Below are 20,311 nucleotides of genomic sequence, written 5' to 3'. Positions count from 1 at the left end.
TCCCCCACCCCCGGACGGACGACGCCGTACGTGCCGGCTACGCCCGCGCGTCCGGCTGTTCCCCGGCCTTCGCCGCTTCCTTGGAGGCCTCCTTGGCGGCCTCCCTGGCCGCTTCCTTGGCGGCCTTCTCCGCGTCGGCGATCCGGCGCTTGGCCGCCGTGGCGTAGATGTCGACGTACTCCTGGCCGGAGAGCTTCATGATCTCGTACATCACCTCGTCGGTGACCGAGCGGAGGATGAAGCGGTCGCCGTCCATGCCCTGGTAGCGGCTGAAGTCCAGGGGCTTGCCGATCCGGATCCCCGGGCGCATCAGCTTGGGGACGACCTTCCCGGGCGGCTGGATCTTCTCGGTGTCGATCATGGCGACGGGGATCACCGGCGCGCCGGTGGCCAGCGCCACGCGCGCGAGGCCGCCCGGCTTGCCCCGGTAGAGCCGGCCGTCCGGCGACCGGGTGCCCTCCGGGTAGATGCCGAAGAGCTCACCGCGCTCGATGACCTCGATCCCGCTCCTGATCGCGGCCTCTCCCGCGCCGCGCGCGCCCGAGCGGTCCACCGGGAGCTGGCCCACGCCCTTGAAGAACGCGGCGGTGAGCTTGCCCTTCAGGCCGGGCGAGGTGAAGTACTCGGCCTTGGCGATGAAGGTCACCTTGCGGTCCAGGACCGCCGGCAGGAAGAAGGAGTCGGAGAAGGAGAGGTGGTTGCTCGCGAGGATCGCCGGCCCCTCGGCGGGAATGTTCTCCAGGCCCTCCACCCAGGGCCGGAAGGCGAGCTTCAGCGACCCTCCGATGGAGAACTTCATTGCGCCGTAGATCAACTCGAATGCCTCCTGTGTTCCGTCGATCAGACCTTAACCCGAGTGGCGCCCCCGCTCCCGCCCGCGGTCACGCGGGGACGGCGACGGATCTGGTCGGTGTCAGCCCGGTCGCGTACGGTGAAGTACACCTTCCCGAGACCCATCGAACCCCCGAACAGGAGACCCCGGTGCCGGTCCTCCCTGGAGCCGAGCCGTACCGCCACGAAGGCGGAGAGGTCGGCGTGCTGCTCTGTCACGGCTTCACCGGTTCGCCGCAGTCGCTGCGCCCCTGGGCCGAATACCTGGCCGAGCGCGGCCTGACCGTGTCGCTCCCGCTGCTGCCCGGGCACGGCACGCGCTGGCAGGACATGCAGGTCACCGGCTGGCAGGACTGGTACGCGGAGGTGGACCGAGAGCTGCGCGCCCTGCTGGAGCGGTGCCGGCGCGTCTTCGTCTTCGGCCTGTCCATGGGCGGCGCGCTGACGCTGCGGCTCGCCGCCAAGCACGGCGACGCGGTGGCGGGCATCGTGCTGGTGAACCCGGCGAACAAGGTGCACGGGCTGGCGGCCCACGCGCTGCCGGTCGTGCGCCACCTGGTGCCGTCGCAGCCCGGCATCGCCAGTGACATCGCCAAGGAGGGCGTCAAGGAGCTGGGCTACGACCGGGTGCCGCTGCACGCCGCGCATTCGGTGCGCCGGTTCTTCCGGCTGGTGGACCGGGAGCTCCCGCAGGTCACCCAGCCGGTGCTGCTGCTGCACAGCCCCCAGGACCATGTCGTACCGCCCGCCGACTCGGCGCGGATCCTCGGCCGGATCTCCTCCACGGACGTCACGGAGATTCTGCTGGAACAGAGCTACCACGTCGCGACGTTGGACCACGACGCGGAGCGGATCTTCGAGGAGAGTCACGCGTTCGTCGGCCGGCTCGCTCCGACAGCGGGTACGACGGGGTCCCCCATGCCGGAGGCCCGGGGAGGGAGCACGACCGGTGGCTGAGCAGCACGACTCCGACAAGCGGGACGAGCAGCCGTTCGACGAGGAGGCCGCCTGGGCGGCGATCGTCGCCGGGTACGGCGAGGAGCCGGCGGACCCGCCCGGCGCCAAGCCGTTCAAGCCGATCGAGGACCTGGCGCTGCCGGAGGACGACGTCAACGAGCTCCCGGAGGGGCCGTCGGCGGAGTCCGGCAAGCCGGACAAGCCGCTCGGCAGCTCCGTCGTGTTCGCCCCGGGCGTCGGGCCGGGCGGGCCGCGCGACTACGAGGTGGCCGAGGCCAGGGCCGGTGACCTCGACGACTCCGACGAGGGCCACTTCGTGCCCCCGGAGCCGCCCCCGCTGCCGGAGGCCGACGCCACCGCCAAGTTCGCCTGGCTCGGGGTCATCGGCGGCCCGGTGCTGATGCTGCTGGCGGTGATACTCGGCTGGGACATGACCTGGTGGCTCACCACACTGTGCATCGGCGGCTTCCTGGGCGGTTTCGCCACCCTGGTGGCCCGGATGCGCACCGGCGACGACGAGGAGGGCGACGACCCGGGCCGCGGGGCGGTGGTCTGACCGCTCGGCGGGACACCCCTAGGGTCCGGCGGGGACGCGAAGGGCGGCGAGGACCGGCAGGTGGTCGGTGGCGGCCCGGAGGTCGGCGGCGTCCAGGCCCGGCAGGTCCTCGGGGCGCGGCACGCCGCAGCCCAGCACCTCGATGCCCTTGGTGGCGAAGACCGCGTCGATCCGCTTGTGCGGATCGGTGGGGTTCCAGGTGTGCTCGCCGCCCCAGGGCCGGACGGTCCGGCAGTCCTGGAGCTCGGCCGCCAGCCGCCGGAAGGCACGCCCGTCGGGCTCGTCGTTGATGTCGCCGGCCGCGACGGCGTGCGGGACGTCGAGGGCGGCCAGCCGGTCCAGGAGCATCCCGGCCTGGTCGTACCGCTCCCCGGCCTCCAGGCTCAGGTGGCAGCTCAGCACGCCGAGCCTGGCGCCCCCGACGCGTACGACCGCGGTCGCCAGGCCCCGCCGGTGGAGCCCGGGGGTGAGCGGCAGCAGGACGTCCTCGGTGCGCTCCACGGTGGCCCGCAGCGAGCACAGCAGCAGCGGTCCGGCCGCGGTGCCGCCGCCGCTCAGCACCAGCAGCTCGCTCTTCGCTGCCAGCCGGGCGGCGTGCTTGCGCCAGCGGAAGAAGCGGGGCGCCTCCTGGACGAAGACCAGGTCCGGCGCACAGGCCCGGATCACGCGCGCGAGCGCGTCCTCGTCGTCGCGCAGCGAGCGGACGTTGTAGCTGAGCACCCGCACCACGGCGGAACCGTCCGGCTCGGTGCGCGAGTTGGGCAGCTCGGTGATCGGCATACGAGCACGATATGACGGTGCCCGCCGCATCCGGGCGAGGACGCGGCGGGCACCGGCGGACGGGCGGGGCGGCTCAGCCCTGGCGGGCCAGGTCGGCGGCGCCGACGAGACCGGCCTTGCCGCCGAGCTGGGCGGCGAGGACCTGGGCGTGCGGCCGCCACTGGCCGCCGATCAGCCAGCGCCGGAACGACTTGCGGATCGGGCCGAGGACCAGCTCGCCCTCGTCCGAGACGCCGCCGCCGACGATGAACGCCGACGGGTCGAACAGGGAGGCCAGGTCGGCGAGGCCCGCGCCGGCCCAGCGGGCCAGCTCGCGGAAGGAGTCGACGGCGACGGGGCAGCCCTGGCGGGCGGCCTCGGAGATGTGCTTGCCCTCGATGCCGGCGGGGGTGCCGTCCCCGAGGCCCAGCAGGATCGTGGCGTTCTCCGGGGTGGCGTTGGCGCGCTGCCTGGCGTACCGCACGAGGGCGCGCCCGGAGGCGTACTGCTCCCAGCAGCCCTGGCTGCCGCACCCGCACAGCAGGCCGTCGGGGACGACCCGGATGTGGCCGAACTCGGCGGCCACGCCGAAGCGGCCGCGCCGCAGCTTGTTGCCGATGATGATGCCGCCGCCGAGGCCGGTGCCCAGCGTGATGCAGATGACGTCCTCGTGGCCCTTGCCCGCACCGAACTTGTACTCGCCCCAGGCCGCGGCGTTGGCGTCGTTCTCCACGACCACCGGGAGGCCGACGCGCTGTTCGACCTTGTCCTTCAGCGGCTCGTGCCGCCACTGGATGTTCGGCGCGAAGAGGACCGTGGCGCGCTTGTCGTCGACGTACCCGGCGGCGCCGATGCCGACCGCCTCGATGTCGTGGCCCCTGCCGGCCTCGGAGACTGCCGCGCAGATCGCGTCGACGATGCCTTCGGCGGTCGGCGGGGTGGGCACCTTGTGGGTGTCGAGGATCGTGCCCTCTTCGTCGACCACTCCGGCCGCGATCTTCGTGCCGCCGATGTCGACGCCGATGGTGAGTCCCATGTGTCCCTCAGTTTTCGGTCGAGCCCCGCTACGGCCCACCGTACCCGGTGTCAGTCGAGGTCGATGTGCTCGGTGGGATCAGGACCGCCGTCGTCCTTCCTCCCGTCCGCGGAAGGGGTGTCGGACCCGCGGGTGGGCGGCCCGGGGGTGTCCGGTCCGCGGGTCCAGCGGCGCTCCTGGCCCTCGACGGCCGAGCGGTAGGCGGCGAGCAGTTCGTTGCCGGCGGCCGCGAGATGGTCGAAGACCTGCGGGTTGCGCTCGATGACCGGCTCGACGGCGGCCTTGGCCTGGCTGACGAGCTGCTGCACGGCGCCCTGGGCGCCCATGCCGAGCAGCGGGGTGCGCAGCGAGGCGACCTTGTCGGCGACCGCGTCGACGAGCTTGCGCAGCTCCTCGGCGGCGCTGCCGGGCGGCGGGTCCTCGGTGCCGCGACGGCGGGCCTTCTCGGCCGCCAGGTCCTCGGCGCAGGCCTTCGCCCAGGCGTCGGCGTCGGGATGCTGGGTGGCATCGCTCATGGCGTTCTCCTGCGGCAGCGTGGGTGGTACTCCCGACGTTACCGCGTACGGGGCCACAAATCCGGGTCGGGTGCGAAGCGGACGCTCAGCACGCCGCCGTCGAGGGCGGCCCCGGAGACGGTGCAGCGGCGCAGCGCGGACGGCAGGGGCACGACGCGGCGGAACGGCCCGGCCGTCAGTACCAGTTCGTCGCCGCGGCGCACCAGGCCGAGGTCGGGTTTGGCGGCGCCTGGCAGCGGGATGCGCCAGACCAGGACGCCGTCGGGCGTGCGGCGGTCCTCCACGGTCCATTCCGGCGCGGGGGCCGTCGGCGCCGTGGGCGGCTCCAGGAGGGCCAGGTCGTCGTCGGTGCGGGGGTCGCGCCCGAGGTGCGGCAGCTCGCGCGGCCGGTCCGGTGTGCCGTCCGGCGCCCCGTCGGGGGCCTCTTCCAGGGCCTCGACCAGCGCCTTGAGGTGCGCCTGCTGCTGGGCGGCGAGGCCGGAGAGCCAGGGGTCGGGGGACGTGGTGGGCAGCAGCCGGTTGGCGATCACGGGTTCCACGGCGAGGCGGTGCAGGGCCAGCCCGGCGCGGGCGGTGCGGAGGGCGGCGGCGGTGGCCGGGCCCGGTTCGGCGACCAGCCGGACGGTGGTCGACGGGGCCTCGGTCATGGCCTGGACGGCGGCCAGTTCCGTGTCCCAGCGGGCGGCGGTCTCGTACAGCCACTCCGCCGGCATGGGGACGCCGGCGAGCTGGGCGAGCACGGGCCGCAGCGCGCGGGCCGCCTGGCGTTCGCGCGGCAGGAGGCGGCGCAGGTAGCGGCGCAGTTGCTCGGGCAGGGCGAGTACGGCGACGGCGTCGGGGAGGGGCGGCAGGTCGGCCACCACGAGGTCCCAGTCCCCGGCGGCGGCGTCCCCGAGGGCCCGCAGCAGGGCGAACCGGTCGCTGCCGGGCAGCTCGGTGAGCTCCTCGCCGGCGAGCGGCGCGGCGCCCAGCAGCGCGAGGGCGGGGGCGGCCCGCTCCTGGAAGGCGAGCACCTCGGCGCGGAAGTGGGCGCCGGAGTCGACGTGGCGCACGACCGGGCGGTCGTCGCCGGTGAACCAGGTGCCGGGCAGCGCCCGGTCGGTGGTGAGGAGCAGGACCCGCCGCCCGCGCCGGGCGGCGCCGAGGGCGGTCGCGGCGGCGACGGTCGTACGCCCGGCGCCGCCGGGGCCGGTGACCAGGATGGTGCGCATGCCCGGACACGCTACTGCCCGGAGGCGGGCCGTCCGTCCCCCGGGCCCGGGGGTGCCGTCAGACGGTGGACTCGACGCGCTTCTTCAGGCCCGCGAGCGCCCGGTCGATGATGACCTTCTCGGCCTTGCGCTTGATCATGCCCAGCATGGGGATCTTGACGTCCACGGTGAGCTGGTACGTCACCTCGGTGCGGGCCCCGCCCTCCAGCGGCCGGAGGCGGTAGGAGCCGTCCAGGGCGCGGAGCATCTGGGACTTGACCAGCGTCCAGCCCACCTCGTGGTCGCCGGTCCAGGTGTACGCCAGGGTGTGGTCGTCCTTGATCGCGCCGGCGTCCAGCAGCAGGCGGACCTTCTCGGCGCGGCCGGCGGCGTCCTTCTCCAGGACCTCCGCCTCCTTCACCTCGCCCGTCCACTCCGGGTAGCGGGCGAAGTCGGCGATCACTCCCATGACGTCGGCCGGTGCCGCCTCGATCTCAATGCTCGAGCTGGTGTGTTCCGCCATCGCCGTGGCTCCTCCAGTGCGGTACCGATTCCCTGTGGGGTGAAGGCTATCGCGTGGGTGTGACTCACCATTCCAGGGCCCAGGGCCTCCCGGTCGCCGCGAAATGTCCCACGTTCACGCACTCGGTCGCCCCGACCCGCATCCGCCGCGCCAGCGGCTGGTGGACGTGGCCGAACAGGGCGTAGCGGGGCCTCGTCCGCCGGATCGCGGCCAGCAGGGCGCGGCTGCCGCGTTCGAAGCGGCGGGCGACCGTGTCGTAGGTGAGCTCCGGCACGTCCGGCGGGATGTGCGTGCACAGCACGTCGACCTCGCCGAGGGCCTCGACCTTGGCGGCGTATTCCTCGTCGGAGATCTCGTACGGGGTGCGCATCGGGGTGCGCAGGCCGCCGCCCACGAAGCCGAAGACGAGCCCGCCCAGCTCCAGGCGCTGGCCGTCCAGCACGGTGGTGCCGGGGCGCGCGTACTCGGGCCACAGGGTGGGGACGTCCACGTTGCCGTAGGTGGCGTAGGTGGGGGTGGGGAAGGCGGCGAACATCGCGGCGTACTGGCGGCGGACCGCCGCCTCGATGGCGGTCTCGCGGTCCACGTCGAGGTCCGCCCACAGCCGGCGGCCGAAGTCCCGGGCCTCCTCGAAGCGCCGGGCGGTGCGCAGCTCCACCAGGCGGCCGGCGTTCTCCGCGCCGAAGAGCTCCGGGAAGATGCCCCGTGAGTGGTCGTGGTAGTCGAGGAAGAGCACCAGGTCACCGAGGCATATCAGGGCATCGGCGCCCTCCCCGGCCGCGGCCAGGGCCTCGGCGTTCCCGTGCACGTCGCTGATCACGTTGACCCTCATGCCTCGCATGACCACCCACCCTAGGCGCCGTCGGACCTGCGGTTGTTTCCACGTCGTCGCTGGTCTGGACTACTGTGCCCGAAGCACCGCCACATACGTGTGACGCAGCGAACATCTGGCCAGCGCCCCTATCCCCAACCGAGTACTGGTGGGTAACGTCCGGGCAGTCCAGTCGTGCTCACCCCCACTGAGCACGTGCCCGATCTTGGACCGCAACCGGTGCATCACACAGAGCCGTGGCGCCGGCGCCCGATGAGGAGCAGCAGTCTTGCGCGAGTTCAGCCTTCCGGCCCTGTACGAGGTCCCCACGGACGGCAACCTGACGGATCTCATCCGCCGCAATGCCGCTCAGCACCCAGATGTCGCCGTGATGGGCCGCAAGGTCGCCGGTGCGTGGACGGACGTCACCGCCACCCAGTTCCTGGCCGAGGTCCGGGCCGCCGCCAAGGGTCTGATCGCCCGGGGCGTGCGCCCCGGTGACCGGGTCGCCCTGATCTCCCGCACCCGCTACGAGTGGGTGCAGATGGACTTCGCGATCTGGAGCGCCGGCGCGGTGACGGTGCCGGTGTACGAGACCAGCTCCGCCGAGCAGGTGCAGTGGATCCTGGGCGACTCCGGCGCGGTCGCGGTGGTCGTGGAGACCGCTGCGCACGCCGCGGCGGTGGAGTCCGTACGCGACGCCCTGCCGGAGCTGCGGCACGTGTGGCGCCTGGACGAGGGCGCGATCGACGAACTGACCGCCGCCGGGGCCGGTGTGACGGACGAGGCCGTCGACGAGGCGACCTCGACCGCCAAGGCCGACGACATCGCGACGATCGTCTACACCTCGGGCACCACGGGCCGCCCCAAGGGCTGTGTGCTGACGCACCGGAACTTCTTCGCCGAGTGCGGCAACGTCGTCGAGCGGCTCAAGCCGCTGTTCCGCACCGGGGAGTGCTCGGCGCTGCTGTTCCTGCCCGCCGCGCACGTCTTCGGGCGGCTGGTCGAGGTCGGGTCCGTCCTGGCGCCGATCCGCCTGGGCTGCGTACCGGACATCAAGGAACTCACCGACGAGCTCGCCGCCTTCAAGCCGACCCTGATCCTGGGCGTGCCGCGCGTCTTCGAGAAGGTCTACAACTCCGCGCGGGCCAAGGCCCAGGCGGAGGGCAAGGGCAAGATCTTCGACAAGGCGGCGCAGACGGCCATCGACTACAGCCGCGCCACCGCCACCCCCGAGGGACCCTCGCTGGGCCTGAAGGTCAAGCACTTCGTCTTCGACAAGCTGGTGTACGGCAAGCTGCGCGCGGTCCTGGGCGGGCGCTGCGAGGCGGCCATCTCCGGCGGTGCCCCGCTGGGCGAGCGCCTGGGCCACTTCTACCGGGGCATCGGGCTGACCGTCCTGGAGGGCTACGGCCTGACGGAGACGTGCGCGGCGACCGCGTTCAACCCGTACGACCGTCCGAAGATCGGCACCGTGGGGCAGCCGCTGCCGGGCTCGGTGCTGCGGATCGCCGACGACGGCGAGGTCCTGGTCCACGGCGAGCACGTCTTCTCGGGCTACTGGGGGAACGAGTCGGCGTCCGCCGAGGCGCTGGCCGACGGCTGGTTCCACACCGGCGACATCGGCACCCTGGACGAGGACGGCTACCTGGCCATCACGGGCCGGAAGAAGGAGATCCTGGTCACCGCGGGCGGCAAGAACGTCGCCCCGGCGGTGATCGAGGACCGCATCCGCGCCAACGCGCTGGTCGCGGAGTGCATGGTGGTGGGCGACGGCCGCCCGTTCGTGGGCGCGCTGGTCACCATCGACGAGGAGTTCCTGGGCCGCTGGGCCGCCGAGCACGGCAAGCCGGCCGGTTCCACGGCGGCGTCGCTGCGCGAGGACCCGGAGCTGCTGGCGGAGGTGCAGCGGGCGGTGGACGACGGGAACGCGGCGGTCTCCAAGGCGGAATCGGTGCGGAAATTCCGCATCCTCACCTCCCAGTTCACGGAGGAGGCCGGTCACATCACGCCGTCGCTGAAGCTGAAGCGCAATGTGGTGGCCAAGGACTTCGCGGACGAGATCGAGGCGATCTACCGCGCCTGAGCGTCGGCGACGGCACCGGCCCGGTCCCTGGACCCGCGGGAGCCGCGGGGTGCCCGCATCACGGGCCCTGAGCCGGGCCGGTGCCTCCACGCCCTGGGCGCACCGGTGAAACGCACCGCCCCGGCGCGTGCCCACGACGGGTAAGGGCGGGGCTCCGGGGGTCAGAGGAGGCGCTTCAGGTGTTCCGCGAGGAGGTCCCAGCGCCACTTCTCCTCGACCCACGCCCGCCCCCGCTCGCCCATGCGGCGGCGCAGTTCCGGGTCCTGGAGGAGCGTCACGATCCGGTCGGCCGACTCGGCCGGGGACGAGCCGCGCACGACCCAGCCCGTCTCGCCGTCCAGGACGGCGTCCGGCGCGCCGCCGGAGTCGCCCGCGACGACCGGCAGGCCCGTCGCCGAGGCCTCCAGGTACACGATGCCGAGGCCCTCGACGTCCAGTCCGCCCCGCCGCGTACGGCACGGCATGGCGAACACGTCACCGGCCCCGTAGTGCGCCGGGAGCTCCTCCCACGGCACCGCGCCGGTGAAACGCACGGATCCGGCCACGCCGGTCCCCGCGGCGAGGCGCCGCAGGTCGTTCTCGTACGGGCCGCCCCCCACGATCAGCAGGACGGCGTCCGGGACCCGGGTGAGCACCGCGGGCATGGCCCTGATCAGCGTGTCCTGGCCCTTGCGGGGGACCAGTCGCGAGACGCAGACGACGACCGGCCGGCCGGCCAGTCCCAGCCGTTCCCGTACCGCGTCACCGCCCGACCCCGGGTGGAACGTCTTCTCGTCGACGCCCGGCGGGAGCTGGACCATCCGCCCGGCCGCCTCCGGGGTCAGCGCGGCCGCGATGCGGGAGCGGGTGTATTCGCCGAGGTACGTGATCGTGTCCGTGCCCTCGCCGATGCGCCGCAGCAGTTGGCGTGAACCCGGAAGCTGGGCCCATCCGGCCTCGTGCCCGTGCGTGGTGGCCACGATCCGCCGCGCGCCGGCCCGGCGCAGCGCGGGTGCCATGAGCCCGAGGGGCGCGGCCGCCCCGAACCATACCGACTCGCAGCCGTGCTCGCGCAGCAGCGCGGTCGCCCGGGCGGTCACACGGGGTGTGGGCAACAGCATCGTCGTGCGGTCCCGGACAACCCGGAAGGGCTGTTCCGCGTCGAACAAGGCGGTCGCCTCGGCGCCTTCCCGGCCGCGCTTCCACGTGGAGGCGTAGACCACGATCCGTTCCGGATCGAGTCTGAGCGCCATGTTGTGCAGAAACGCCTGAATCCCGCCGGGTCTGGGCGGAAAGTCGTTGGTTACGATCAAGGTCTTGTGCATCGCATGCCGACAGTACCGAACGGCGCCGCTCCACCGCTCCCGCACAGTCCCGCCCGGCACCACGATCCCCAGACCGCCCACCCACCCGGACGAGGTTCGCATGAAGGGCCCCAGCGGCACCAGGCTCCCGATCGCAGTCATCGGCATATGGCTCTTGACCAGGGTTCTCCTGCTGCTCTGCGTCTTCAAGGTGTTCGTGCTGCCCGGTCCGGACGTCACCAGTGACGTCTCGGTGATCTACCAGGGCTGGTTCGAGGTGCTGCGCACCGGCACGTACCCGCTCGACGACGTCACCTGGCAGTACCCCCCGGCCGCGGCGCTGGCGATCCTCTCCCCCGGTCTGCTGCCGTTCCTGGACTACGCCTCCGCCTTCTTCCTCCTCGCCTTCGCGTGCGACGCGCTGGTCTTCGGCCTGCTGCTGTACGCGGGACGGCGCCCGGGCAAGAGCGTGTCGGGCGCCTGGGTGTGGGTCGCGGGCGTACCGCTGCTGGGCCCGACCGCGTACGCGCGCTACGACCTGATGGTCACCGCCGTCGCGGTCGCCGCGCTGCTGGCGGGGGGCCGGCACCCGCGCCTGCTGGGCGCGCTGGCCGGGTTCGGCGCGCTGCTGAAGGTGTGGCCGGCGTTGCTGCTGGCGGGCACCCGGCGCGGCCGCGCCACCGTGCGGTCCTGGACGGCGGCCGCGGTCACGGGGGCCGTGGTGCTGCTGGCGTGCGTCGCGGCGATGCCGGGCGCGCTGGCGTTCCTCACCTTCCAGCGGGACCGTGGCACGGAGGTGGAGTCGCTGGGGTCGCTGGTCTTCCACGTGGCGCGGAATTTCGGCTGGGAGGGGCAGGTGCTGCTGAACTACGGGTCGGTGGAGTTCCTCGGCCCGTACGTGCCGGTGGTCTCGAGCGCCGCGCTGGCGCTGACCGTGGCGGCGTTCGGCTGGCTGCTGGTGTGGCGGGTGCGGGCCCGCGCGTTCGGTACGACGACGCCGGCCGACGCGGCGTTCGCGGCGGTGCTGCTGTTCACCACCACGAGCCGGGTGATCAGCCCCCAGTACATGATCTGGCTGGTGGGTCTGGCGGCGGTGTGCCTGGTCTTCCGGGGCAGCCGGATGGTCCGTCCCGCGAAACTGGTGCTGGTGGCGACGGGTGTGACGATGCTGGAGTTCCCGATCTGGTTCACGCACGTGGTGCACAGCGACCTGTGGGGCATCGTGCTGCTGGGAGTGCGCAACGGCCTCCTCGTCGCCGCCACCCTCATCGCGTGCCGTGAGCTGTGGCGCCAGACCGTCACGGAGCCGCGGCTGCGCGAGGAGCGCGTCCCGGTGCCCGCGCAGACGGCCCGGGCCCCCCAGCGGATGCTCACCCGCTGAGCCCCTGGGCCCCCTGAGCTCCCTGAGCTCCCTGAGCTCCTTGAGCCACCCGAGCCTCCTGAGCCCCCGGCCCCTGAGCGGCCGCCTGCGCGCCCCGGGCCCGGTGGCCTACCCCAGCCGCTCCCGCAGGTAGCCCCGCCAGCGGGCGGTGAACTCCCGCGGGGTGGTCGCCAGCACCTCGTGCAGGGCGTGTTCCGGGCCCCGCGCGCCCGCCTCCCGGTAGAAGGCGCGGAGCTTGTCCTCGCCCCACCGCTCGGCGATCAGCTCACAGGCCAGCCAGCCGCCCTCGTACGCGCGCGCCAGGGCGGCCTTGTCGGCGGCGAAGGAGAAGTCGCCGTCCGTGGGCAGGGCGGCCGGGGTGGAGCCCGCCCGGACGGCGTCGCGCAGCTCGGGGGCGGCCTGGTCGGGGGCGCGGGAGGTGCCGCGGTAGGCCACCCAGTCGGCGAACCCCTCGGACAGCCACAGCGGCGTGGCCGCGGAGGTCCGCGTCCGGGTGGCCACGTGGGTGGTCTCGTGGGCGAGCACGAAGCGCTGCCCGAACTCGCCGAGCGTTGGGTACGCCTCCGGGTTGACGATCACCCGGTCCGCCGGGGCGCCCGGCCCGCCGCCGGCCCGGCCGGTGGTCACCGCGGCGATGCCCCGGTACCCGGCGGCCGGCTCGCCCAGCAGCGCGCCCATGTCCTTCAGCGAGCCCGGCACCAGCACCACCACGCGCCGCGCCCAGCCCTCGGGCCAGGCGTCCGACACGGCGGGCACCGCCCGGTCGGCGGCCGCCGCGACGGAACGCAGCCGCGCCGCGTCCTGGCCGACGCCGAGGACCAGGCTCGTCCGTCCCCGGACGACGTCGATGTCGCCCTGCTCCCAGAGCTGCTGGCCGCCGTCCTCGGCGGGCCGGTCGGACGTCACGTCCCAGCGCCCGTCCCGCCGGACGAGGGCGAGGGTCCGCTCGCCGGTCACCGGGCCGCTGTCGTACCCGGCGACGCGGTAGCTCAGCTCGGCCCGGGCGGTGGCCCGGTCGTCGCCGTCGCGCCGCACGTCGGTCACCCGGTACGTCCAGGACGCCAGCGGCACGCCGGCCAGCCGACCGGCCCGGACGGCGGCGGCCCGACGGTCGGCGGCCGACTGGAAGACCCGTGTGTCGGGCGGCGCCGGCGCCGGGGCGGCGCAGCCGCCGGCGAGCAGGCAGAGGCCGAGCGCCGCTCCCGCCGTTCGTCTCCGGACCCGCATCCGCCCGATCGTACGGGGTGCGGCCGCTCCTCGCGGGTCCGTCGTCAGACCCGGGTGACGGCGGAGACGGGCATCATGCCCACCGGGTCGTAGCGCACGGGCGCGCCCGGGTAGGGGGCGTGCACCACCTGTCCGTCGCCCATGTACATCCCGACGTGGCTGGCGTCGTCCCGGTAGGTCACCAGGTCGCCGGGGCGCGCCTCGGAGAGCGGGACGTGCCGGCCGGCGTCGCGCTGGGCCTGGGAGGTACGGGGGAGGCCGACGCCGGCCTGGGCGTACGACCACTGCATCAGGCCCGAGCAGTCGAAGCCGGAGGGGCCGTTGGCGCCCCACACGTACGGCTTGCCCACGGCGGAGCGGGCGGCGGCGACCGCGGCGGCGGCCCGGCCGGACGCGGCCTCGCCGCCCGGGAGCGGAAGGTCGTCGCGGCCGGAACGGGAGACCCGGTCGAGGGACTCGCGCTCCTCGGACGGCAGGGAGTTGAGCAGTGCCCGCGCCTCGGCGAGTTTGCGTTCGACGGTGCGCTTGTGGAAGGCGACGGCCGCGCGGCTGCGTTCCAGTTCGGTGAGCATCCGGCCGGCCTCGGCACGCCGCTGGGCCAGTTGGCGCTGGGCGCGCCGGAGTTCGGTCAGGGCGCTCGCCTGCCGTTCGCTGATCCGGTCGAGGGCGGCGGCCCGGTCGAGGTAGCTGTCGGGGTCCTCGGAGAGCAGCAGGGCGAGCGCGGGGTCCATGCCGCCCGACCGGTACTGGGCGCCCGCCACGGCGCCGAGCGCGCCGCGCATCCGGTTGATCCGCTCCTGGCCGCGGGCGACGCTGTCCTGCACCCGGGAGACCTGCTCGCGGAGCGCGTCGGCCCGCTCGTCCGCCTTGTTGTAGCCCTCGGTGGCCTGTTCCGCCTGCTCGTAGAGGCGGTCGACCCTGGCGCGGGTGGCCTCCACGGTGCCCGGTTCGGCGCTCGCGGGGGCGGCGCCGAAGGCCGCGGCGGCGGTGGCCGCCGCGGCGGACAGGACGGTGACCTTCGCGCTCCGGGAGAACCCCGGGGACGTGGATGACGGGGACCGGCGATGGGACGCCACGTACCGCGCTCCCTTCCGCTGACGTGGGGGTGTGCGCGTGCCGTGCGGTGCCGTGCACGCTGTTGCGCGCCAGACAGTAGCCGGGTGGTCACCCGGCGGCCAGCGACCGTACGGGCGTCGAACAACGGCGCCCCGCCCGAGACCACAAGGTCACCGGCGGGGCGGAGCGTCAGCGCGACGGGCGGCGAACCACCCGATCGGGCGCGGGATCCGGGCGCGTCAGATGCGTACGCCGAACTGGAAGTCGCCCAGGTACCCGATGGCTTCGTAGCGGACGAAGGCGCCCGGGTAGGGGGCGTGCAGCACCTGGCCGTTGCCCGCGTACAGGCCCACGTGCGACAGGTTGCTGAAGAAGACGAGGTCGCCCGGCTTGAGCTGGCTGCGGCCGATCTTCACGCCGTCGTTGTGCTGGGTGTAGGTGGTGCGCGAGATGCTTACGCCGGCCTGGCGGTAGGCCCACTGCGTCAGGCCCGAGCAGTCGTACGAGTTGGGGCCCTCGGCGCCGGAGACGTAGGGCTTGCCGACCTGGGTGTCGGCGGCGGCGAGCGCGGCGGCGCCGCGCTGGGAGGCGGGGACCTCGTTGCCGAGTTCCACCCGGTCGCCGGCCTCGCGGCTGGCGCGCTGCTCCTCCTCCTGCATCTTCTCCCGCTCTTCGGCGGTCAGGGTGTTGAGGAGTTTCTGCGCCTCGGCGAGCTTGCCCTGGTAGGACTTCTTCTTCTCGGCGAGGGTCTTGCGGACGTCCTCCAGGCCGGCGAGCTTGGCGGTCGCCTCGGCCCGCTCTTGCGCCAGGGTGCGCTGCTTGGCCTGGATGGTCTCCAGCGTCTCGGCCTGCTTGGCGCTGATGGCGTCGACGGCGGACGCCTTCTCCAGGTAGCTGTCCGGGTCGGAGGAGAGCAGGAGCTGGAGGGAGGGGTCCATCCCGCCGGAGCGGTACTGGGCGGTGGCCACCGAACCGAGGCTGTCGCGCAGTTCGTTGAGCTCCTGCTGGCCGCGCGCGACCTTGTCCTGGAGGGCGTCGACCTCCTTCTGGAGCTTGCCGCGCTGCTCGTCGGCGAGGTTGTACTGCTCGGTGGCCTGCTCGGCCTCGTGGTGGAGCTTGTCGACCTGTGCCTTGACCTCGCTCTTGCTCGGCTTGGGGTCTGCCTGAGCGGCTTGGGAGGACAGGGCGACGGCAGCGGCGGCGGTCGCGGTGAGCACGGTCACCCGGGCGCGGCTCGGCTGCTTGGGACGACGGTGGGACGCCACGGAGGCGAGCTCCTTCTTCCTCTGCGCCGCCTGCCGGGCTTCTGGGTCGGGCCCCGGCTCCGTGCGTGCTGTCCGGTCCCCCGCGAAACAGGCCGGACCGCACGGAAATAGGCGGTTCCTCCGCTGCCACTCCCGATGAGTGATCAACTGCGCGAAGGCTTGAGGCCAGACCCTAGTGACCATCTTGTGATCAGTTCAAATCCTCATGCGAAAAATCTCGCCCGGGGGCCACATTCTTTACACACGACCCACGGTGCGTCATGGGGACTTGACGGTACGTTTCCCGGAACCGGGCATTGCTCCGATGCCCGACAAGGGGCGCTGTCGTCAGGAAAGCCGCGAAAGCCGCTTCAGCAACAGGGCGGACGCCACCGGGCGCGCACCGGACTTGGCGACGCCGTCGGCGACCTCCCGGTCGGTGGAGACCACGACGACCGGCCGGCCGGGCGGTTCCGCCCGCACCAACTGGCGGATCAGCTCGTCCGCCGTCACGCCCGGCTTGGAGAACAGCACCCGCACGCCGCGCGGCGGCGCCAGCAGCACCGGAGCGGCCAGCTCCGCGCCGTCGAAGACACAGGTGACCTCGGCGCCGGTGCGGGCGGCCAGCGCCGACAGGCCGCCGAGCAGCCGCAGCCGCTGCTTCTCCAGGGGCATGGTCGGATAGCCGGTCTTGGTGACGTTGTAGCCGTCCACGACCAGGTGCGCCTGCGGCAGTGCCAGCAATTGGTCCAGCAGCGCCGGGTCGGTTTCCGACAGGGCGCGGGCCGCGATGTCCTTGGGCGACATCCGGCCGGGCTCCACGGCGTCGACGGTGTCGGCCGGGTGCACCGAGACGGGCGGCAGGGCCAGTTCACGGCGCAGCCCCTGGGCCGACTCCAGGACGGTGTCCAGCAGCAGCCGCAGCCGCATGTCCTCCACCGAGCGCCCTTCGCGGGCGGCCCGGCGGCTGGCCTCCAGGGCCGCCTCCGCCTCGCTCAGGCGGGCCTTGAGCCGGCGCGTCTCGCTCTCGGCGGCGGAGACCTGGGCGGCCGCCTCGGCGCGCACGGCGTCGATGTCCGCCTGGCCCCGGCGCAGGGCGGCCTCGCCGCGCTTGACGTCGCTCTGGGCGCTGCGCAGCTTGCGCTGAAGCGATTCCGCTTCCTTGCGGGCCGCGTCCAGCTCGGCGCGCAGCCGCTCGGTCTCGGTCCTGGTCTGGGCGCGGGCCTCGGCCAGTTCGGCGCGCAGCCGTTCCAGCTCCCGCCGGCCCGCCTCGTCGGCGCGTTCGGCGTCGGCCCGCTGGGCCTCCTCGCCGGCGGCGGCGACCAGCTTGACCCAGCCGGCGGGGCGCAACACGTACGCCGCGGCGGCGACGTCCACCGGGTCGGCGGCCGCCGGGGGCGCCCCGGACTCGACCGCGCGGGCCAGCTCGGGCTGCCCGTCCTTGAGGCGCTCGCCGATCCGCTGCCGGAACAGCGGGTCGCCCTCCAGGGCCGCGGCCATGGCGTTGCCCGCGAACTTGGCCCGCCGGGACGGGGTGAAGCGGGCGTACTGGCGTAGCTGCGCGGGCAGTTCCGCGACCGTCAGGCCACCGAAGGCGTCCGAGACGAGCGCGACGACCCGGCGCCGCACCCCTTCGGGCAGCGGGCGGTCGAGCGCCTCGGCGGCGTCACCGGCCGCACCGGCCGGCTCAGCACCGCTGTCGGGCTGCTCCACGATCCGTCACCCCACTACCCGTCCGTCGTGGCCCTCCGGCCGCTCCCGGTCCTCAGGAAGCCGCGCCGGGCCTGTCCACCAGCTCGATCCGGTCCACCGCGTTGCACCAACGGCAGCGGACCGACTCGATGGTCTCACTGACCACCTCGCGCTCCTCCACCGTGGGCTCGCCCGCGAGGTCCAGATGGACGTACTCCACGACCTTGGACGACCGGGTGACGTCGAAGCGCGTGAGGTTGCCGCAGAGCGTGCAGCGCCAGCGGGTCGTCGCGGTCGGCAGGGGAACCGTCGTCATCGTTCCGTCCTCTTCCATGGTGCCGGGGTACGGGAACCGCGGTGCGCCGTCGAACTGCGGGTGTGCGTCCCGTAACCCTACGGCCTTGCGGGTACCCCCGTGGTGCGGCGAGGCACCCTGTCCCGCTCCCTCCGTTTACGTCATGATCTGTCCATGATCGCTTGGCGCGGACCACTCGTGACGCACGCCGTGATCGGCGCCTGCTTCCTGGTCTTCCTGGTCAGCCCGGTGTCCGGACTGAACCCCTCGTACGGCACGGGCGACGCCCTGCTGGCCGCCCAGAGCTCCTACTTCCGCCGGTGGGGCATCGTGCCGGCCGAGCTGCTCGACGGCTCGGCGCACGCGCTGCTCACACCGCTGACGGCCCTGTTCGTCAGCGGAAGCTGGCTGCACCTGCTGGGCAACATGCTCTTCCTCTACGTCTTCGGGGCGATGACCGAGGAACGGCTGGGTCACCTGGAGTTCGCCCTCTTCTACGCCGGGTCCGGCTGCCTCGCCCTCCTCGCGTACGCGGCGGCGCACGCGGACTCGGACCAGACGCTGGTGGGGGCGTCGGGGGCGATCTCCGGGGTGCTCGGCGCATTCCTGCACCTGTTCCCCAGGGCGCGGGTGACCAGCCTCTTCCCGTTCCTCTTCTTCCTGCCGCTGCGGTTCCCCGCCTGGATCGTGCTGATCTTCTGGTTCGTCCTCCAGTGGCTGGCCGCCCACGGCGCCGACAGCGGCCCCGGGGTGGCGTACCTGGCCCATGTGGTCGGCTTCTGCCTGGGCTTCCTGTACGCGTGGGTGCGTTTCGGGCGGGGGGCTAGAGTGAAGGCCCACCCAGCGGCCACCGAGGAAGAAGGACAGACGTGATCACCGCGATCGTGCTCATCAAGACCAGCGTGGACCGCATCCCCGAGATCGCCGAGTCGATCGCGGCGCTGGACAGCGTCAGCGAGGTCTTCTCCGTCACGGGTACGTACGACCTGATCGCGATGGTCCGCGTGGCCCGGCACGACGACCTGGCGGACGTCATCCCCGGCCGGATCAGCAAGATCCCGGGCGTCGAGGCGACGGACACGCACGTGGCGTTCCGCACGTACTCCCAGCACGACCTGGAGGCCGCCTTCGCGATCGGCCTCGACACCTAGATCGCGTCCCCTCCCGGCCCCGCCGAGGGTCGGCCGCGCCGGCCCGCCCATCACCCGTACGGATGACACCGCGGGGCGCGCGGGCGTACGCCCGGCGCGCGAGCGGGCCGCCCGGTGGCCGGAACCACCGGGGAGGGCCCCCTGGACGCCCGGACCGCGCGGGGCGGGGTCCCGGGCGAGGCGCCGGGGACGCGGGGCGGCCGTGTCAGGCGCCCTGGCCACGAGCGGGAACGCAACGGCCGTCCTCCGTGCGGTAGTTCCAGCGCGCCCCGTCCCGGACGAGTTCCTTGACCGCCCGGACGAAACGGTCGACGTGCTCGTCCGGCGTCCCCGCCCCGAAGCTGACCCGGATGGCGTTGAGGGAGGTGGCCCCGCCGTCGGGCGCGCCGCACTCGCCGACGGTCCGCGGGTCGCCGCCCAGCAGGGTGCGCACCAGCGGGTGGGCGCAGAACAGGCCGTCGCGGACGCCGATGCCGTACTCGGCGGACAGGGCGGCGGCGAAGTGCGAGCTGTTCCAGCCGTCGACGACGAACGAGATGACGCCGACCCGCGGGGCTTCGTCGCCGAACAGCGACAGCACCTTCACCTCGGGCACCTCGGCGAGCCCGGCGCGCACCTTGCCGATCAGGTACCGCTCCCGGGCGACCAGGTCGTCGAACCCGGCCTCGGTGAGCGCCTTGCAGGCGGAGGCGATGGCGTACACGCCGATGACGTTGGGCGAGCCGGCCTCGTGGCGGGCGGCGGTGGTGTGCCATTCGACGTCCACCCCGCCGTCGGCGCGCCGTGACACCGTGCGGGACGCGCCGCCGCCGGCCAGGTACGGCTCGGCGTCGCGCAGCCAGTCGGCCCGCCCGGCGAGGACGCCGGACCCGAACGGGGCGTACAGCTTGTGCCCCGAGAACGCCACCCAGTCGACGTCCAGGTCCCGCACCGAGACCGGGTGGTGGGGGGCGAGCTGGGCGGCGTCCAGGACGATGCGGGCGCCGTGGGCGTGGGCGGCGGCGGCCAGTTCGCGTACCGGCCACAGTTCGCCGGTCACGTTGGAGGCACCGGTGACGCAGACCAGGGCGGGGCCGTACGGGTCCCGGCCGGCGAGCGCCCGCTCCAGGGTCTCGACGGCCTGTCCGGGCGTGCGGGGCGCGTCGAGGAAGGTGACCCGGGCGTCCCTCCAGGGCAGCAGGGAGGCGTGGTGCTCGGTCTCGAAGACGAAGACCTCGCAGTCGGCGGGCAGCGCGGCGGCCAGCAGGTTCAGCGAGTCGGTGGTGGACCGGGTGAAGACGACCTGGTCGTCCGCGCGGCAGTCGAGGAACGCGGCCACCGCGGTACGGCTGTTCTCGAAGAGGTCCGTGGAGAGCTGCGACAGGTAACCGGCGCCCCGGTGCACGCTGCCGTAGTACGGGGCGTACGCGGCGACGTCGTCCCACACCCGCTGGAGGGCCGGCGCGCTGGCGGCGTAGTCGAGCGCGGCGTAGGTGACCTCGCCGCCGGTGACGAGCGGCACGGTGACGTCCCGTCCCAGAACGGGCAGCGGGGCACAAAGCGAACGGTCGGCGGCAACGGCGGTGACAGGCATGGCGAACTCCCGTACGGGGCAGGCGAATCCACCGCGTCGACGCACGAGGGTGCGGCGCGGCGGAGGGAAAGGGGATGCCGAAGAAGGGGCGGAGACGCCCTATCGCATTCGCTTGCTCACGAGACTGCTCCCTTGAGGACCAGGA

General features: G+C 73.5%; 20 protein-coding genes. 6 read left to right on the top strand and 14 right to left on the bottom strand.

Annotation, left to right across the window (positions count from 1 at the left end; translation table 11 throughout):
• Positions 1–37: 37 nt before the first annotated feature.
• Complete coding sequence (locus ACZ7LK_RS03975; RefSeq protein ID WP_392276417.1) at positions 38–799, bottom strand: lysophospholipid acyltransferase family protein; 762 nt, start codon at positions 797–799, stop codon at positions 38–40.
• A 182-nt stretch (positions 800–981) separates the two neighbouring features.
• On the opposite strand from ACZ7LK_RS03975, the gene ACZ7LK_RS03970 reads away from it, so the two are divergent.
• Both ACZ7LK_RS03970 and ACZ7LK_RS03965 read left to right on the top strand, forming a co-directional pair.
• Positions 982–1,788: an alpha/beta hydrolase gene (locus ACZ7LK_RS03970; protein ID WP_392276132.1), complete on the top strand. Its 807-nt coding sequence runs from the start codon at positions 982–984 to the stop codon at positions 1,786–1,788.
• Positions 1,781–2,344, top strand: coding sequence for a hypothetical protein (locus ACZ7LK_RS03965; protein WP_392276131.1), 564 nt, complete (start codon positions 1,781–1,783; stop codon positions 2,342–2,344). Before ACZ7LK_RS03970 ends, ACZ7LK_RS03965 begins: the two co-directional genes overlap by 8 nt.
• 18 nt (positions 2,345–2,362) lie before the next feature.
• Here ACZ7LK_RS03965 and ACZ7LK_RS03960 read toward each other — a convergent pair whose 3' ends face one another.
• The 6 genes from ACZ7LK_RS03960 to ACZ7LK_RS03935 form a co-directional block, all read right to left on the bottom strand.
• Positions 2,363–3,124, bottom strand: coding sequence for an endonuclease/exonuclease/phosphatase family protein (locus ACZ7LK_RS03960; RefSeq protein WP_471138251.1), 762 nt, complete (start codon positions 3,122–3,124; stop codon positions 2,363–2,365).
• A 73-nt stretch (positions 3,125–3,197) separates the two neighbouring features.
• Positions 3,198–4,139, bottom strand: coding sequence for an ROK family glucokinase (locus ACZ7LK_RS03955; protein ID WP_392276129.1), 942 nt, complete (start codon positions 4,137–4,139; stop codon positions 3,198–3,200).
• A gap of 50 nt (positions 4,140–4,189) precedes the next feature.
• Positions 4,190–4,654, bottom strand: a complete 465-nt coding sequence (locus ACZ7LK_RS03950) for a DUF5304 domain-containing protein (RefSeq protein ID WP_469465106.1) — start codon at positions 4,652–4,654, stop codon at positions 4,190–4,192.
• Positions 4,655–4,692: 38 nt separating this feature from the next.
• Positions 4,693–5,865: an ArsA family ATPase gene (locus ACZ7LK_RS03945; RefSeq protein WP_392276127.1), complete on the bottom strand. Its 1,173-nt coding sequence runs from the start codon at positions 5,863–5,865 to the stop codon at positions 4,693–4,695.
• Positions 5,866–5,923: 58 nt separating this feature from the next.
• Positions 5,924–6,367, bottom strand: a complete 444-nt coding sequence (locus ACZ7LK_RS03940; protein ID WP_392276126.1) for an SRPBCC family protein — start codon at positions 6,365–6,367, stop codon at positions 5,924–5,926.
• A gap of 64 nt (positions 6,368–6,431) precedes the next feature.
• Positions 6,432–7,199: a metallophosphoesterase family protein gene (locus tag ACZ7LK_RS03935; protein ID WP_392276416.1), complete on the bottom strand. Its 768-nt coding sequence runs from the start codon at positions 7,197–7,199 to the stop codon at positions 6,432–6,434.
• A 268-nt stretch (positions 7,200–7,467) separates the two neighbouring features.
• On the opposite strand from ACZ7LK_RS03935, the gene ACZ7LK_RS03930 reads away from it, so the two are divergent.
• Entirely contained in the window at positions 7,468–9,264 is a 1,797-nt protein-coding gene (locus ACZ7LK_RS03930) for an AMP-dependent synthetase/ligase (protein WP_469465115.1), read from the top strand.
• A 161-nt stretch (positions 9,265–9,425) separates the two neighbouring features.
• On the opposite strand, the gene ACZ7LK_RS03925 is transcribed toward ACZ7LK_RS03930, so the two are convergent.
• A complete protein-coding gene (locus tag ACZ7LK_RS03925; protein ID WP_392276124.1) occupies positions 9,426–10,568 on the bottom strand; it encodes a glycosyltransferase family 4 protein in 1,143 nt (380 codons plus the stop codon).
• Positions 10,569–10,668: 100 nt separating this feature from the next.
• Here ACZ7LK_RS03925 and ACZ7LK_RS03920 point away from each other — a divergent pair, with 100 nt between their 5' ends.
• Positions 10,669–11,928: a glycosyltransferase 87 family protein gene (locus tag ACZ7LK_RS03920; RefSeq protein WP_392276123.1), complete on the top strand. Its 1,260-nt coding sequence runs from the start codon at positions 10,669–10,671 to the stop codon at positions 11,926–11,928.
• Positions 11,929–12,036: 108 nt separating this feature from the next.
• Here ACZ7LK_RS03920 and ACZ7LK_RS03915 read toward each other — a convergent pair whose 3' ends face one another.
• The 5 genes from ACZ7LK_RS03915 to ACZ7LK_RS03895 all read right to left on the bottom strand — a co-directional run bounded on the left by ACZ7LK_RS03915 (position 12,037) and on the right by ACZ7LK_RS03895 (position 17,463).
• Positions 12,037–13,155 carry a hypothetical protein gene (locus ACZ7LK_RS03915; RefSeq protein ID WP_392276122.1) on the bottom strand — a complete coding sequence of 373 codons (1,119 nt, stop codon included), beginning with the start codon at positions 13,153–13,155 and terminating at the stop codon, positions 12,037–12,039.
• A 44-nt stretch (positions 13,156–13,199) separates the two neighbouring features.
• A complete protein-coding gene (locus ACZ7LK_RS03910) occupies positions 13,200–14,231 on the bottom strand; it encodes a C40 family peptidase (RefSeq protein WP_392276121.1) in 1,032 nt (343 codons plus the stop codon).
• A gap of 219 nt (positions 14,232–14,450) precedes the next feature.
• A complete protein-coding gene (locus ACZ7LK_RS03905; RefSeq protein ID WP_392276120.1) occupies positions 14,451–15,476 on the bottom strand; it encodes a C40 family peptidase in 1,026 nt (341 codons plus the stop codon).
• 327 nt (positions 15,477–15,803) lie between these two features.
• Positions 15,804–17,168 carry an NYN domain-containing protein gene (locus ACZ7LK_RS03900; protein WP_392276119.1) on the bottom strand — a complete coding sequence of 455 codons (1,365 nt, stop codon included), beginning with the start codon at positions 17,166–17,168 and terminating at the stop codon, positions 15,804–15,806.
• Positions 17,169–17,220: 52 nt separating this feature from the next.
• On the bottom strand, positions 17,221–17,463 hold the full coding sequence (locus ACZ7LK_RS03895; RefSeq protein ID WP_392276118.1) for a hypothetical protein: 243 nt from the start codon (positions 17,461–17,463) through the stop codon (positions 17,221–17,223).
• Between the two features lie 153 nt (positions 17,464–17,616).
• Between ACZ7LK_RS03895 and ACZ7LK_RS03890 the strand changes: the two genes are divergently transcribed.
• Positions 17,617–18,315: a rhomboid family intramembrane serine protease gene (locus ACZ7LK_RS03890; protein WP_392276117.1), complete on the top strand. Its 699-nt coding sequence runs from the start codon at positions 17,617–17,619 to the stop codon at positions 18,313–18,315.
• Positions 18,312–18,593: an Lrp/AsnC family transcriptional regulator gene (locus ACZ7LK_RS03885; RefSeq protein WP_392276116.1), complete on the top strand. Its 282-nt coding sequence runs from the start codon at positions 18,312–18,314 to the stop codon at positions 18,591–18,593. Before ACZ7LK_RS03890 ends, ACZ7LK_RS03885 begins: the two co-directional genes overlap by 4 nt.
• Positions 18,594–18,798: 205 nt before the next feature.
• Here the strand turns inward: ACZ7LK_RS03885 and ACZ7LK_RS03880 are convergent, their stop codons facing one another.
• A complete protein-coding gene (locus tag ACZ7LK_RS03880; protein WP_471138245.1) occupies positions 18,799–20,166 on the bottom strand; it encodes an aminotransferase class V-fold PLP-dependent enzyme in 1,368 nt (455 codons plus the stop codon).
• Positions 20,167–20,311 lie beyond the last annotated feature (145 nt).

The sequence above is a fragment of the Streptomyces sp. NPDC039423 genome (assembly GCF_055598725.1).
The sequence above is the reverse complement of the archived record's forward strand: the minus strand, read 5'-3'. Positions and strand labels throughout refer to the sequence as shown.